The organism is Streptomyces sp. NPDC043812 (genome assembly GCF_056436245.1).
This window is the reverse complement of the sequence record NZ_JBWKCY010000013.1, coordinates 76027-90386: the sequence shown is the minus strand read 5'-3', so window position 1 is coordinate 90386 and position 14360 is coordinate 76027. Positions and strand designations below refer to the sequence as shown.

13 protein-coding genes are annotated in these 14360 nt (G+C 69.9%); 5 read left to right on the top strand and 8 right to left on the bottom strand.

All coding sequences use genetic code 11. The features are described 5' to 3' along the window. Positions 1–24: 24 nt before the first annotated feature. Positions 25–2199: a 3-hydroxyacyl-CoA dehydrogenase NAD-binding domain-containing protein gene (locus tag AC067Z_RS20315; RefSeq protein WP_478790940.1), complete on the top strand. Its 2175-nt coding sequence runs from the start codon at positions 25–27 to the stop codon at positions 2197–2199. Between the two features lie 233 nt (positions 2200–2432). Then, positions 2433–3794, top strand: a complete 1362-nt coding sequence (locus tag AC067Z_RS20310; RefSeq protein ID WP_478791062.1) for an NAD(P)/FAD-dependent oxidoreductase — start codon at positions 2433–2435, stop codon at positions 3792–3794. A 34-nt stretch (positions 3795–3828) separates the two neighbouring features. On the opposite strand, the gene AC067Z_RS20305 is transcribed toward AC067Z_RS20310, so the two are convergent. Together AC067Z_RS20305 and AC067Z_RS20300 are read right to left on the bottom strand one after the other, a co-directional pair. Continuing rightward, positions 3829–4104, bottom strand: a complete 276-nt coding sequence (locus AC067Z_RS20305) for a DUF2087 domain-containing protein (RefSeq protein WP_478790939.1) — start codon at positions 4102–4104, stop codon at positions 3829–3831. A gap of 42 nt (positions 4105–4146) precedes the next feature. Continuing rightward, positions 4147–4878 (bottom strand): MerR family transcriptional regulator, encoded by a 732-nt coding sequence (locus AC067Z_RS20300; RefSeq protein WP_478790938.1) that lies wholly within the window; start codon positions 4876–4878, stop codon positions 4147–4149. Between the two features lie 119 nt (positions 4879–4997). On the opposite strand from AC067Z_RS20300, the gene AC067Z_RS20295 reads away from it, so the two are divergent. Then, positions 4998–5477, top strand: a complete 480-nt coding sequence (locus AC067Z_RS20295) for a macro domain-containing protein (protein ID WP_478790937.1) — start codon at positions 4998–5000, stop codon at positions 5475–5477. A gap of 44 nt (positions 5478–5521) precedes the next feature. On the opposite strand, the gene AC067Z_RS20290 is transcribed toward AC067Z_RS20295, so the two are convergent. From AC067Z_RS20290 to sph, 3 genes are all read right to left on the bottom strand, one after another. Continuing rightward, the gene (locus tag AC067Z_RS20290; protein ID WP_478790936.1) at positions 5522–6433 is read right to left on the bottom strand and encodes a thermonuclease family protein; all 912 of its coding nucleotides are present in this window, start codon (positions 6431–6433) and stop codon (positions 5522–5524) included. A 173-nt stretch (positions 6434–6606) separates the two neighbouring features. Further along, complete coding sequence (locus AC067Z_RS20285) at positions 6607–7689, bottom strand: S1 family peptidase (protein WP_478790935.1); 1083 nt, start codon at positions 7687–7689, stop codon at positions 6607–6609. 135 nt (positions 7690–7824) lie between these two features. Then, positions 7825–8814 carry a sphingomyelin phosphodiesterase gene (gene sph, locus AC067Z_RS20280; RefSeq protein WP_478790934.1) on the bottom strand — a complete coding sequence of 330 codons (990 nt, stop codon included), beginning with the start codon at positions 8812–8814 and terminating at the stop codon, positions 7825–7827. Positions 8815–9126: 312 nt separating this feature from the next. On the opposite strand from sph, the gene AC067Z_RS20275 reads away from it, so the two are divergent. Next, positions 9127–10038: an ion transporter gene (locus tag AC067Z_RS20275; protein WP_478790933.1), complete on the top strand. Its 912-nt coding sequence runs from the start codon at positions 9127–9129 to the stop codon at positions 10036–10038. 89 nt (positions 10039–10127) lie between these two features. After that, positions 10128–10994, top strand: coding sequence for an oxygenase MpaB family protein (locus AC067Z_RS20270; protein ID WP_478790932.1), 867 nt, complete (start codon positions 10128–10130; stop codon positions 10992–10994). Here the strand turns inward: AC067Z_RS20270 and AC067Z_RS20265 are convergent. The 3 genes from AC067Z_RS20265 to AC067Z_RS20255 are packed head-to-tail and all read right to left on the bottom strand — an operon-like array spanning position 10969 to position 14268. Next, entirely contained in the window at positions 10969–12366 is a 1398-nt protein-coding gene (locus AC067Z_RS20265; RefSeq protein ID WP_478790931.1) for a GH1 family beta-glucosidase, read from the bottom strand. The two genes, AC067Z_RS20270 and AC067Z_RS20265, sit on opposite strands and share 26 nt — an antisense overlap. 49 nt (positions 12367–12415) lie before the next feature. After that, positions 12416–13324, bottom strand: a complete 909-nt coding sequence (locus AC067Z_RS20260) for a carbohydrate ABC transporter permease (protein ID WP_478790930.1) — start codon at positions 13322–13324, stop codon at positions 12416–12418. Continuing rightward, a complete protein-coding gene (locus AC067Z_RS20255; protein ID WP_478790929.1) occupies positions 13321–14268 on the bottom strand; it encodes a carbohydrate ABC transporter permease in 948 nt (315 codons plus the stop codon). The genes AC067Z_RS20260 and AC067Z_RS20255 overlap by 4 nt, the downstream gene beginning before the upstream one ends. Positions 14269–14360: the final 92 nt, after the last annotated feature.

The window sequence follows — 14360 nt, the reverse complement described above, 5'->3', positions numbered from 1 at the left end:
TCGCCTACCGGAGTGACCAGAACCATGAGTGAGTCCACCACCATCCGCTGGGAACAGGACGAGACCGGCATCGTCACGCTCGTTCTCGACGACCCCGACCAGTCCGCCAACACGATGAACCAGGCCTTCAAGGCCTCCATCGCCGCGATCGCCGACCGCGTCGAGGCCGAGCAGGAATCCATCCGCGGCATCATCTTCACCTCCGCCAAGAAGACCTTCTTCGCCGGCGGTGACCTCAAGGAGATGATCCAGGCCGGACCCGGCGACGCGCAGTTCGTCTTCGAGGCGGGCATGGGCATCAAGCGCGCCCTGCGCCGTATCGAGACCCTCGGCAAGCCCGTCGTCGCCGCCATCAACGGCGCGGCCCTCGGCGGCGGTTACGAGATCGCCCTCGCCTGCCACCACCGCATCGCCCTCGACGCGCCCGGCTCCAAGATCGGCCTGCCCGAGGTCACCCTCGGGCTGCTGCCCGCGGGCGGCGGCGTCACCCGCACCGTACGGCTCATGGGCATCGCGGACGCCCTGCTCAAGGTGCTGCTCCAGGGCACCCAGTACAGTCCGCAGCGCGCCCTGGAGAACGGCCTGGTCCACGAAGTGGCCACCACGCGGGAGGAGATGCTCGACAAGGCGCGTGCCTTCATCGACGCCAACCCCGCCGCGCAGCAGCCCTGGGACGTCAAGGGCTACAGGATCCCCGGCGGCACCCCGTCGAACCCGAAGTTCGCCGCCAACCTCCCCGCCTTCCCCGCGAACCTCAAGAAGCAGACCGCCGGCGCGCCCTACCCGGCGCCGCGCAACATCCTCGCCGCGGCCGTCGAGGGCTCCCAGGTCGACTTCGAGACCGCCCAGGTCATCGAGGCCCGCTACTTCACCGAGCTGGTCACGGGTCAGATCGCCAAGAACATGATCCAGGCCTTCTTCTTCGACCTCCAGGCCGTCAACTCCGGCGCGAGCAGGCCGGGGGGCATCGAGCCGCGCAAGGTCCGCAAGGTGGCCGTGCTCGGCGCCGGGATGATGGGCGCGGGCATCGCGTACTCCTGCGCCCGCGCCGGGATCGACGTCGTCCTCAAGGACGTGACGGCCGAGGCGGCCGCCAAGGGCAAGGCGTACTCCGAGAAGCTGTGCGCCAAGGCCGTGTCCCGGGGCCGGACCTCGCAGGAGAAGGCGGACGCGCTGCTCGCCCGCATCACCCCGACCGCGGAGGCGGCCGACCTCGCGGGCTGCGACGCCGTGATCGAGGCCGTCTTCGAGGACACGGCGCTCAAGCACAAGGTGTTCCAGGAGATCCAGGACGTCGTCGAACCTGACGCCCTGCTCTGCTCCAACACGTCCACCCTGCCGATCACCGCCCTCGCCGAAGGTGTCACACGGCCGGACGACTTCATCGGACTGCACTTCTTCTCGCCCGTCGACAAGATGCCGCTCGTGGAGATCATCAAGGGCGAGCGCACCGGCGACGAGGCACTGGCCCGCGCCTTCGACCTCGTGCGGCAGATCAACAAGACGCCGATCGTCGTCAACGACTCGCGCGGCTTCTTCACCTCGCGCGTGATCGGCCAGTTCATCAACGAGGGTGTGGCGATGATCGGCGAGGGCGCGGACCCCGTCTCCGTCGAGCAGGCCGCGGCCCAGGCCGGCTACCCGGCCAAGGTGCTCTCCCTGATGGACGAGCTGACGCTCACCCTGCCGCGCAAGATCCGCAACGAGACGAAGCGTGCGGTCGAGGAGGCCGGCGGCACCTGGGCCGGGCACCCCGCGGACGCGGTCATCGACCGGATGGTCGACGAGTTCGGCCGCACCGGCCGCAGCGGGGGCGCCGGTTTCTACGACTACGACGGGGAGGGCAAGCGTGCCGGACTGTGGCCGGGGCTGCGCGAGCACTTCACCACATCCGGCACCGAGATCCCGTTCGACGACATGAAGGAGCGGATGCTCTTCTCCGAGGCGCTGGACACCGTCCGCTGCCTGGAGGAGAACGTCCTCATCACGGTCGCCGACGCCAACATCGGCTCCATCATGGGCATCGGCTTCCCGGCCTGGACGGGCGGTGTCCTGCAGTACATCAACGGCTACGAGGGCGGCCTGCCCGGCTTCACGGCCCGCGCCCGTGAGCTGGCCGGGCGCTACGGCGAGCGGTTCCAGCCGCCCGCGCTGCTCGTGGAGAAGGCCGAGCGGGGCGAGGTCTTCACCGACGCCTGACCGGCCCGCTCATCCCGGAGCAGGTGACCTCGCATGCGCGAGGGCATCTGCTCCGAGGCCGTATCCGGTCGGCCGGCACTCCGGAAAGCCCCCTGCTCGTGCGGGGAGTCGGACGGGTGACAGCCCTCGACCGCCGCGAAATCGCCGTCCGTGTCGGGAAACGGATCGTGCAAGACCTGCGATGCGGGGCAGTCGACTGGTAGACCTGCCGGCCGGAGAAGGGGATGGGCACTGTGGCACGACCGAGGATTCTCGTAGTGGGCGCCGGATTCGCCGGGATCGAGTGCGTGCGCCGACTGGAGCGAAAGCTGTCCGCCACCGAGGCGGAGATCTCGTTGGTGACACCGTTCTCGTACCAGCTCTATCTGCCGCTGCTGCCGCAGGTGGCCGCCGGAGTGCTCACCCCCCAGTCCGTGGCCGTCTCGCTGCGCCGCAGCCGTAAGCACCGCACGCAGATCATCCCCGGTGGCGCGATCGGTGTGGACGCCGGCGGGAAGGTCTGTGTCATCCGCCTGATCACCGGCGAGACGATCGACGTGGCCTACGACCACATCGTGCTGGCTCCCGGCAGCGTCACCCGGACCTTCGACATCCCGGGCCTCGTCGACCATGCGCGGGGAATGAAGACGCTGGCGGAAGCCGCCTACATCCGCGACCACGTGATCGCCCAACTGGATCTGGCGGACGCAGGCCAGGACGAAGCGGAACGGAACGCGCGGCTGCAGTTCGTGGTGGTCGGCGGAGGGTACGCGGGCACGGAGACGGCCGCGTGTCTGCAGCGCCTCACCCAGCACGCGGTGAAGCGGTATCCCCGGCTGAACCCCGAGCAGATCAAGTGGCACCTGGTCGACATCGCTCCCAAGTTGATGCCGGAGCTCGGCGACAAGCTCGGCCAGGCCGCGCTGGACATCCTGCGCAGGCGCGGCATCGAGGTCTCTCTCGGGGTCTCGGTCGCGGAGGCCGGGCCCGAGACGGTGACGCTCACCGACGGGCGCGTACTGCCCTGCCGCACCCTGATCTGGACGGCCGGTGTGGCCGCGAGCCCACTGGTCGGCACGCTGGATGTGGAGACGGATCGCGGCCGACTCGTCGTGCGCCCCGAGATGACCGTGCCGAACGCCGACGGGGTCTTCGCCCTCGGGGACGCGGCGGCGGTGCCGGACCTCGCCAAGGGTGACGGGGCCGTCTGTCCGCCGACCGCACAGCACGCCCTCCGCCAGGGCCGCAAGGTGGCCGACAACGTCATCGCCTCGCTGCGCGGGCAGCCCCTCCAGCCCTATGCGCACAAGGATCTCGGCCTGGTGGTCGACCTCGGTGGCAAGGACGCCGTCTCGAAGCCGCTCGGCATCGAACTCCGTGGTCTGCCGGCCCAGGCAGTGGCGCGCGGATACCACTGGACGGCTCTGCGGACCAATGTCGCCAAGGCCAGGGTGCTCACCAACTGGATGCTCAACGCCGTCGCCGGCGACGACTTCGTACGCACCGGCTTCCAGGCGCAGAAGTCGCCCACCTTGCGCGACTTCGAGTTCACCGACGCCTATCTGACACCGAGCCAGGTCAGGGCGCACACAGCAGCGCTGCGCGCCCGAGGCTGAGCGGCCGGCGGCGTGGGCCGGGAGCTGCCGTCGGCTACCGGCCCCGCCGGTAGCTGCCGCCGTCCTTCGTCCGTGTCAGCAGGCCCGCGACCACCAGATAGCGGCGCAGCGCCGCGCAGTCGTCGTGCACGGTCTGCAGCGCCTCGTTGACCTCGCGCTCGGTGTAGTCGCGGTCGTGCGCGAAGAGTGTCTGCGCGAGGTGCACGAGCAGTTGCTCGCGGCGCGCGGCCTTGCGGGGGATGGCGGTGAGCCGGCCGCGGGAGAAGAGGGCGTGCACATCGTGCGCGGTGCCGGCGTGTTGTTCGGACATGCCGCGAAGCCTCGCCCACTGTTCCCCGCCCCGGCAACGCAATTACGACCTGCCGGTACCGAACGCCCCCCGCAGTTCCTCCCGCAGCGACCGCTGGAACGCCGTCACCAGTGCCTGGATCACCATCGGCTGCATATGGGCCGACAGGGACTTCATCGCCGCCACATGGTCCGGGTCCGACTCCCGTTCGCGGTAGGGGCCCCACACCTCGTCGCGGAACAGCCGCGTCAGTTCCTGCGCCGCCGCCCGCGCGTGCTCCAGCAGGACGGTGCGGGAGGCGAGGATCGTCTCGTGCGCGATGGGCACGTCCAACAGCTCGACCCCGAGCCGAAGCAGCCCGCCGTCCAGCCGGAAGTCGCCCTCGGCGGTGCGGTCGACCACTCCCATCGCCGCGAGCCGTGCCACGTCCTTGTCCGACAGCGGCCGTCCCGCCCGGCGCTCCAGCTCCTGCCGGGTGACCTCCTCGGCGGACTCGGGGGCCCACGAGGACACCAGTGCACGATGGATCGCCAGATCCTGCGCGCTCAGATCCGGGGGCAGCTGCTCCAGATAACGCTCGATCGCGGCGAGCGTCATGCCCTGGTGCTGCAGCTCCTCGATGAGGGCGAGGCGCGAGAGGTGGTCGGAGCCGTAGTGCCCGACCCGGCGCGCACCGATCACCGGCGGCGGCAGCAGACCGCGCGTGCTGTAGAACCGGATCGTGCGCACGGTGACCCCGGCACGCGCGGCCAGTTCGTCGACGGTGAGCGTCGGCTCTTCGGTCTCGGTCGCCATGACCCTCCTTCTGCTGTACGCACCACACCCGGTGCAACAGTATTGCTGTCTCACCAGTGTGGTGAAAGCGGTGGCAGAAGGCCGGCCGCGCTGTCGGTGGCCGAACGTAGGGTGGCGCCATGACCGAGATCGGATATGTCCGGGGGGACGCCACCGCGCCGCAGGGCAAAGGCGTCAAACTGATCGCGCATGTGTGCAACGACCTGGGTGGCTGGGGCAAGGGCTTCGTCCTCGCCGTCTCCCGCCGCTGGCCGGAGCCCGAGGCGGCGTACCGCCGCTGGCACCGCGAGCGCGCGGCCAACGACTTCGGGCTGGGCGCTGTGCAGTTCGTCCAGGTCACCCCGTTCGTCTGGGTGGCCAACATGGTGGGCCAGCGGGGGATGCGGACCGGGAGCAAGGGCGCCCCTGTCCGCTACGAGGCGATCGACACGGCGCTCGCGACGGTGGCGGACAAGGCCGTGGAGCTGGGTGCGTCGGTCCACATGCCCCGCATCGGCTGCGGGCTCGCGGGAGGCAAGTGGTCCCGTGTCGAGCCCTTGATATCCGAGCGGCTGACGGCCCGCGGCGTCGAGGTCACGGTGTACGACCACGGGGACTGAGGTCCCGGATCCGGGTGAACAGCCGTTGCGCACCCGGCGCCCGCCTATTCGATGCCCACGAGCTTTTCCGACGGTCGCAGATTGAGCCGGCCGACTGCTTCCTGCACGTCCTGGGGCCACAGCCACAACCGGTAGACAGGATCGATGCCGAAGTAGTCCTCAGGCCCGTGCAGCACCCGGTCGCGCATGTCCACGCAGTACCGCACCCGCCAGGAGAATGCTTCCCCCGGCTTCAACTGGTCGCCCTCGGCCTTCTTCCTCGCCACTCGGAACAGCTTCTCGACCGCACGGTATTCGTTTGCCGGCAGTGTGTCGGGGTCACTCCAGATGCCCTTCTCCTCCGCCATGGCCTTCTCCGCGGCGGTGAGCAGGAGAGGAAGGTCGAGCTCGCCCGGAATGGACGGGTAGAGGATGAACGTCGCCGCCCAGCCGGCCGCGATCAGGTCGAGGTTGAAGGTCGACCGCTCCTCGCGTGACATGGTCGCGCGTTCTGTCGCCGAGTAGTTGGGCGCGATGTAGGCCAGCAGCCGATGGTTGTCGTCGAACGGGCTGTCAGCAGTACGGATGAACAGGCTCCGGTCCGGGCGTCGGCCGGGCCGGTCCAGCCGGGTTTTGATGTTCTGCGTGTTGAAGGCGGACGCGGCGCTGCCCTGCTCGAACTGCAGGGTGCCGGCGTGCCCCGTTTCGAGCTTCGGCAGGAGGAACTCGGCGAGCCCGGGGGAGATCGGTGCGATGCCCTCCCGGATCCACTCGGCCAGCTGCACGAACTCCTGGTCGATCTCTGCGGCCCGTTCCGCGCTCTTGGCCGTCGTTTCCGGCGTGTCGACGGAGAGCATGCGGACCGGCATGCGGACACGCGGGGTGTCGCCGTCATGGACGTCGACCAGGGGCTGGGAGCCCAGGGACGGCATGGTGGTACCGGCCGGTGACCACAGGATCTGTACGGGATTGATCACGAGGAACCTCCCTGCCCCCTGCGGTATCTCGCCCCGTCTCCCCACTGACGAGAATCGCCCTGTTGCAGCGGCTTCGCAACCGCGGCCCCGGCCGACGGCCCGGCGTGCGGGATCGACGAGGGCGTGCCCGCCGCCTCGGGCACGCCCTCGTCGTACGAAGTACGGAGCCTGACTCAGTACACGGCCACGCCGTACGCGGCGAGTGCCTCGCGGACCGGCTGGTGCAGCGCCGTGCCGTTCGTGCCCGTGCAGCCGGAGCTGCCCGAGTGGATGCCCAGCGCCGTCGAGCCGGCGAAGTGGGCGCCGCCGCTGTCGCCACCCGCGGAACAGGCCGTGGTGCGGACCAGGTTGTGGACCGGGCCCTCGCCGTAGTTCACGGTGACGTTGACCGCGGTGACCGTGCCGCTGGTCACGCTGGTGGTCGAACCGGACTTGCGCAGCGACTGACCGACGATGGCGTCAGCCGCCGAGCTGATGTCCTGGTAGCTGCCGTTGTACAGGTTGACGTTGCCTGCCGGCGCGGATCCGTTGGTGTAGCGGACGATGCCGTAGTCGTTGGTGGGGAAGCTGGTGCCCTCGCGGATGCCGATCGAAGGCCCGCCGGACGTCGCCGACCAACTGCTCGCCGCGTTCGTGCAGTGCCCTGCGGTCAGGAGGTAACGGGTCGTCCCCTTGGAGACGTTGAACGCCGCGGAGCAGCGGTAGCCGCCGCCGTAGATGGCGTCGCCCCCGGCGACCTCCTTGGTGAACACGCCGGGCACGCGGGTGATGCGCACGCTGTCGCCGAGGCCGGCGGCGACCTTCTTCAGGCGGGCCATGGAGGCCGGGGACACCGACCTGTCGGCCTCGATCGCGACCTGGTTGGTCGAGGGGTCGACACCCCACGAGGTTCCGGTGATGCGGGCCTTGGTCCGCAGGGTGTTCATGGCCGACCGCAACTGCGCCCTGCTGCGGGGGACGATCTCGGCGCGGGCGCCGGTGGCACGGACCTCATCGGCGGTTGCGGCGTCCGTCACCGTGACGACCAGTTCCCCGGTGGTGGGGTCGAGGTACGAACCGGGTGAGCGGTCGCCGAGGTCGCGTGCGAGCGAAGCGTGCTGGGAGTAGTGGGCGGCGGTCGCGGCGACGCCCGGGGCCGGGTTGCCGGCGGCCGGCTCCGGCGCGCCGGCCGCACCGGCGGGGGTGGAGCCGAGACCGACGGCGGTCAGGGCCAGCAGAGCGGGAAGGCAGATGCGCGCACGCAGAGTGCGTCTCATGGGGGGCCTCTCCTTCGTACGAGTCCGTGGGGGATTGCCGTGGGGAACGGCAATGTGGACTGGACCAGTCCGGAGTGCGGACTCAATCTGGCATGACCCTGACACCGACACAAGGGCGCCGCCCGGCGCTTGCGCCTACTGGCCGGAGGCAATCACCGGATAGTGGTCGGAGAGGTTGGTGTACGTGTAGGTGGTGCCCCAACTGGACACAGACCAGGGCGCACTCTGCTCCTTGATCACCCCATTGGTCCAGCCCGCGGGCCGCACATGACCCGCGCGGTGCAGTACGTAGTCGAGGTCCTCGCGCGGGTCGTCCGGGTAGCGCTCCGACGCGATCGAGTTGTCCTCGGTGTCGAAGGAGTGCGGGTGCCCGGTGCGTGCGTCGGCGCCGGCGAGACCGCCGTCGGCGAGCATCGACGCGTACTCCGACGTGCGCGAGTCGACGTTGAAGTCGCCCGCCACGATGACCTGCTCGGAGGCGGGGATGTTCTTGCCGTCCAAGAACGCGTCGATCGCCCTGAACTGACGGCTGCGCATCTGCGCGGCCTCACCGGCGTCGCACCCGGGGTCCGTCGACTGGGCGTGCGTGCCCACGACGTGCACCCGGGTTCCGTCGACGTCGAGCACCACGTACACGAAGCCCTTGTTGGACCACCAGTCGGCGCCGCAGGCGTCCTTGTAGACGTACTGCTCCTTGCGCACGATCGGCCACTTGCTCAGGACCGTGACACCGCCGTCCTCCGGCGTCGTCGCCGAGTACGCGCCGCTCGTCGCGTCCCAGCCGGTCTTGCTGCGGCCCATCACCGGCGTCTGGTGTGGGTACTGCGCGGCGGCCCGGCTCTTGAGCGCGTCCGACGAGGAGTTGTCGAACGCCTCCTGGAGCACGACCACGTCGTTGCCCTGGAAGAACGACGCCGCCGGTATCGCGGCGGCCCGGTGGTCCTGGCCCCAGTTGGGGTAGAGCGTCTTGCTGAACAGGAACGCGTTGTACGTGAGCACCTTCAGCCGCGGGGTGTCCGCGGCCGGTGCGGCGGCTGCCGACGGCGCTGCGGCGGCCAGTGTGGTGGCGGCGAGCACGGCGGACAGGGCTGCGCCGGGGAGGCGGCGGAGCGCGGAGTTCAGCACAGGGTCTCCCGTTGTGATGTGTGGGGGTCGGGGGATGTCCGGCGGACAGCCCCCTCGGCCGGACGTTTCGACCGGCGCCGCACATCAAAGCAGCCGAAGTTACCTTCAGGTAATGGGTCGGGGGACAGTTTCTTTCCCCCGCCGCAACACTCGGCCGGAGCACCGGCCACCACTGCGTGATCGAGCAGATGTACGCCTCGTCCCCCGCCCGGTTGGCATGTCGAACTCCTGGGTGTGCGTCGCCAGGCCCACGGATATGCGTGCGCAAAGCTGATGCAGTTCACCGAGACGCACGACACCGGGTGGGATGGAATGAGCCTCGACAGCCGAGCCGCGGCGGACCGACGGGCCGAGGTCGCGCGGCGCGCCCGCCGGGTGACGGACGCGGAGTGGTTCTCGGCTGCCGCCGTCGGAGCGATCGCCCTCAACGCGGTACTGCTGGGCGCGGAGACCTACGCGGGTTTCGCGGACCAGTGGCAGGCGCAACTGAAACTGCTCGAACACGCTCTGCTCGGCGCGTTCACCGTCGAGATCCTGCTGCGCGCCGTCGCCCACGCCGACCGTCCCGCGGCCTTCTTCCGCAACCCGTGGAACCTCTTCGACATGGCGGTCGTGCTCTGCGCCTTCCTCCCGTTCCTCAGCGAGAACACCACGGTCCTGCGGCTGCTCAGACTCGCCCGGGTCATCCGCACCGCGCGCTTCCTGCCGCAACTGCGCATCATCATCACGGCCATCGGCAAGAGCATCCCCGGCGCGATCAGCTTCCTCCTGGTCGGCACCCTGCTGCTGTACATGTACGCGATGCTCGGCTGGGCCGCGTTCGCCGCCGACGACCCCGAACACTACGGCTCCCTCGGCCGCGCGGCGCTGACCCTGTTCGTCCTCATGACACTCGACGGGCTGGGCGACGCGCTGTACGCAGGACTGCGGATCTCGCCCTGGGCAGTCGTCTACTACGCCTCGTACGTGCTGCTCAGCTCGTTCCTGATGGTCAATCTGCTGATCGGCGTCGTCATCGACTCGCTGGCCCAGGCCCGCGAGCTGGACGAGCGGCGCAGGTCACCCCTCACCGTGCCATCGACCGACACCCCCGTCGCATCCCCGCTCACCACCGAGGTCAGGGACCGGATCGCCGCCGCCAGGGCGCACCTGGAGGAGCTGGAGGAGCTGCTGCCTCAGGTCCCGGCACAGCCCGACAAGGCGAAGGTCCCGCAGAACCCCTGAGGCGGACGGGATGCATGAGTTTCGGCCGCATACTGGAAGACGACCGGAGCAACCGCACAGCCGGGCACAGCACCACCTGGAGACCAGCGATGAGCAGGGCCGCAGCACACGTCGATCCGCCACCGCCCGGCGGCGTGCTGTGGAGCCTCGCCGGAGACATCCGGGCACTGCTCATGCTCCCTGCCGCGCTCACCCTGCAGGTCGCCCACCCGGCGGTCGGCGCGGGCGTCGACGAGCACTCCGTCTTCCGCACCGACCCCTGGGGTCGCGGCGAACGCTCCCTGCGCTCGCTCCAGCTGTGGATCTACGGCGGAGAGGAAGCGGCCGCAGAGGGCCGCCGGCTGCGCGAACTGCACCGCACCATCCAGGGCACCGACGCCCACGGCCGCTCCTACCACGCACTCAGCCCGGCCTACTACTCCTGGGTCCACGCCACCGGCTTCCCCGTCTACCGGCACGCCGCCCGCTACCTGGTGCGCGAACTCACCGGGGCCGAGGAGCGGCAGCTGTATGCCGAGTGGCTCCAGGTCGGCCGCATCCTCGGCATACACGACCGTGACATGCCGCAGACGATCGAGGAGTTCTGGCCCTACTACCGCAAGGTGCTCGCCGACGAGCTGGAGGCGACCGTCGTCGTGAGGGAACTGGTGGCCGTGGACCAGCCGGTGCCGCCGCCGGACCGGGGACCCGTGGCGGTGCGGCTGGTGCTGCGCGCGCTGTGGCCGCTGCTGCTGCCCCCGCTCGCCCGCTTCCGCCGCTTCATGACCGTGGGACTGATGCCGCCCGACGCCCGGGAGGCCATCGGCCTGGAATGGACGGACGCACAGGAGCGCAGACTGCGCCGCTTCGCCCGGGTCGTACGGGCGGTGGTCCCCATACTGCCCGAGCGACTGCGCTATCTGCCCCTGGCCCGCAGGGCGCGGGCCGAGGTCAGGTCAGCCCGCCGCGCGCGATGACCTCCGCGTACCAGCGGGCACTGTCCTTGAACGTGCGCCGCTGCGTGGCGAAGTCGACGTGGACGATGCCGAACCGCTTGCTGTAGCCGTACGCCCACTCGAAGTTGTCCAGCAGCGACCACAGGAAGTAGCCCCGCACATCCGCGCCGTCCTCGATCGCCCGGTGCGCGGCCGTCAGATGCGCCCGCAGATACGCCACCCGCTCCGGGTCCTTCACCTCGCCCGACGGGTCGGCGTAGTCGTCGTACGCCGCGCCGTTCTCGGTGATCACCAGCGGCACACCCGGAAGGTCGTCGCGCAGCCGGGTCAGCAGTTCGTACAGCCCGTCGGCGTCGACCGGCCAGTCCATCGCGGTGCGCGGGCCGGGCGCAGGAAGGAACCGCACATGCTGCTCGGCGCCCGCCCACGGCGAGGGGGCCTCGGAGGAACCCGCGGCGACGACGGTGGGGGAGTAGTAGTTGATCCCCAGCGAGTCGATCGGCGTCGACGACACGTCCAGATCGCCGTCGAGGACGAACGACCAGTCCGTGACCGGGGCCGTGTCGCGCAGCAGATCCGCCGGCAGCCGGCCGTGGAAGACCGGGTCGAGGAAGATCCGGTTGCCGACCGCGTCGATCCGGCGGGCCGCGTCCAGGTCGGCGGCCGAGTCCGAATGGGCCCGCACCGCGTGAAGGTTGAGCGTCAGTGACACCTCGGAGCCCGCCGACAGCTCCGTGCGCAGCACCTGCGTCGCCCAGCCGTGCGCCAGATTGAAGTGGTGCGCGGCCCGCAGGGACGCGAGCGCACTGGTGCGGCCCGGCGCGTGCACCCCGTTGCCGTAGCCGAGGAAGGCCGCGCACCACGGCTCGTTCAACGTCGTCCAGGTCGCGACCCGGTCGCCGATCGCCTCGGCCATGATCCCCGCGTACTCGCCGAACCGCTGCGCCGTCTCGCGCTGCGGCCAGCCGCCCGCGTCCTCCAGCTCCTGCGGCAGATCCCAGTGGTAGAGCGTGGCGACCGGCCGGATACCGGCGGCAAGCAGCTCGTCGACCAGTCGGCGGTAGAAGTCCAGGCCCTTCTGGACGGCCGGGCCGCGGCCCGTCGGCTGGACCCGCGGCCAGGCGATCGAGAAGCGGTAGTCGGTGACACCGAGCCGGCGCATCAGCTCGATGTCCTCGCTCAGGCGGTGGTAGTGGTCGGCGGCGATGTCTCCGGTGTCACCGTTGCGGACCTTGCCCGGAGTGCGGCTGAAGGTGTCCCAGATGGACGGTGTACGGCCGTCCTCGGCAGCCGCTCCCTCGATCTGGTACGCCGCCGTGGCGGTGCCCCAGCGGAATCCGGCGGGGAACCGGAGCGTCGTCGTTGTGTCGGGGCGTGCGTCGAGCGCGGTCATGAGGGGGAACTCCCAGGAGTGAGACGTCTTTCGAAGTGCGCAGAGAGGGTCAGCCCTTGACCGCGCCCTGCATGATTCCGCCGACGATCTGCCGGCCGAGCACACCGAACACGAGCAGCACGGGCAGCGTGCCGAGCAGGGTGCCCGCCATGATCACGGACTGGTCGTGGACGTAGCCGCCGCCGAGCTGGCGCAGCGCCACCTGGACGGTCGGCTCCGACGAGGTGAGGGCGACGATCGGCCAGAAGAAGTCGTTCCAGGCGGCCATGAAGGTCAGCATGCCGAGCACGGCCATGCCGGGCCGGGCGATGGGCACCACGATGGACCAGAAGATCCGCGCGGTCGACGCGCCGTCGACCCGGGCCGCTTCGATCAGCTCGTCGGGCAGCGACTGCACCAGGTACTGGCGCATGAAGAACACCCCGAAGGCCGAGACGAGTCCGGGCAGGATCACGGCCTGCAGCTGGTTCACCCACTGCAGTTCGGCGATGAGCATGAACAGCGGAATGACACCCAGCTGCGGCGGGATCATCATCGTGCCGATGGTGATCGCGAGCAGTGCGTTGCGGCCCCGGAAGCGCAGCTTGGCGAAGGCGAACCCGGCGAGCGTGCAGCACAGCACCGTGCCGACGGTGATCGAACCGGACACGATGAAGGAGTTCAGCAGCGCCTTGCCGATGTCGGCCTCCTCCATCACCGCCTCGAAGTTGCGGAACAGGTTGGAGCCTGGCAGCAACGTCGGCGGCACCTTGGCGAGATCGGCGTTGGAGCGGCTGGCCGCCACGATCGTCCAGTAGAACGGGAACGCCGAGACGAGCACCGCGAGGACCAGGATCGCGTAGGCGAGTTTCCCGCCCTGCATGGTGCGGCCCGCACCTGACTTCACGCGCCGGCGGTTCGGTGCCTTGCGGCCGTCGGTGGCCGGCTGCTTCACCGGCGGGTCGGCGAGCGCGGTCATCGGCCGGCCTCCTTGCGGGAACGGCGGCGCGCGATCAGGGCGTTGACCCCGACGAGCACCAGGATCAGCAGGAACATCACCCAGGCGATCGCGGCGGCGCGTCCCAGGTGGAAGAAGCCCCAGCCCTGTTCGTACATGTACAGACCGAGGGTCTGGTACTGGTGCGCGATACCGCCGGAGATGGAGCCCTCGAACAGCAGCGGCTCACCGAACAGCTGCGTGGCGCCGATCGTCGACACGATGACCGTGAAGACGATGGTGGGGCGCAGCCCCGGCAGCGTCACATGGATGAACTGCCGCCAGCGTGAGGCCCCGTCCATCTCCGCGGCCTCGTACAGCTCGCTGGGAATGGACTGCATGCCCGCCAGATAGATGAGTGCGTTGTAGCCCGTCCAGCGCCAGATGACGATGGTCGAGACGGCGATCTGCGAGGCGACGGTGCCCGTCTGCCAGTCCACCGGGTCGAAGCCGACCAGCCCGAGAACGTAGTTGATCAGGCCGAAGTCGCGGCCGAAGAGCTGGGCGAAGACCAGCGTGGCGGCGGCGACCGAGGTGGCGTACGGCAGCAGCATCGCGGTGCGCAGGAAAGTACGGCCGCGCAGCCGGTAGTTGAGCAGATGCGCCAGCCCCAGCGCCATCACCAGCTGCGGCACCGTGGACAGCACCCCGATGGTGAACGTGTTGCGCAGCGCCGTCCAGAAGAACTCGTCGCCGAGCAGTGCGGTGTAGTTGCCGAGCCCCCGCCACTCCATGTCGCCGGGGGTCTGCAGCTCGACCCGGTACAGCGACACGAACGCCGTGTAGATCAGGGGGAAGAGGCCGAACGCGGCGAACAGCGTGAAGAACGGGGCGATGTAGGCGTACGGCGAGATCGTGCGCCAGGCGCGGCGCACGGCCGGCGGCCTGGGCGGCGAGACCGGCTTCGCGGAAGCGGTGAGGGTCACGGTGCGGCCCTTCGGGGTGAGTCGTTGCGGGGGCGGGGCCTTCGGGCCGGTCCGGTGCGGGGATCGGAGGTGGACCGGCCCGAAGGAGTGGG

Bases quoted from the DNA above. Each gene is read 5' to 3' on its own strand.
- AC067Z_RS20315 (WP_478790940.1), top strand. From the start codon at position 25: ATGAGTGAGTCCACCACCATCCGCTGGGAACAGGACGAGACCGGCATC.
- AC067Z_RS20300 (WP_478790938.1), bottom strand. From the start codon at position 4,878: ATGGCGACCGAGACCGAAGAGCCGACGCTCACCGTCGACGAACTGGCC.
- AC067Z_RS20305 (WP_478790939.1), bottom strand. From the start codon at position 4,104: ATGTCCGAACAACACGCCGGCACCGCGCACGATGTGCACGCCCTCTTC.
- AC067Z_RS20295 (WP_478790937.1), top strand. From the start codon at position 4,998: ATGACCGAGATCGGATATGTCCGGGGGGACGCCACCGCGCCGCAGGGC.
- AC067Z_RS20265 (WP_478790931.1), bottom strand. From the start codon at position 12,366: ATGACCGCGCTCGACGCACGCCCCGACACAACGACGACGCTCCGGTTC.
- AC067Z_RS20260 (WP_478790930.1), bottom strand. From the start codon at position 13,324: ATGACCGCGCTCGCCGACCCGCCGGTGAAGCAGCCGGCCACCGACGGC.
- AC067Z_RS20275 (WP_478790933.1), top strand. From the start codon at position 9,127: ATGAGCCTCGACAGCCGAGCCGCGGCGGACCGACGGGCCGAGGTCGCG.
- AC067Z_RS20285 (WP_478790935.1), bottom strand. From the start codon at position 7,689: ATGAGACGCACTCTGCGTGCGCGCATCTGCCTTCCCGCTCTGCTGGCC.
- AC067Z_RS20270 (WP_478790932.1), top strand. From the start codon at position 10,128: ATGAGCAGGGCCGCAGCACACGTCGATCCGCCACCGCCCGGCGGCGTG.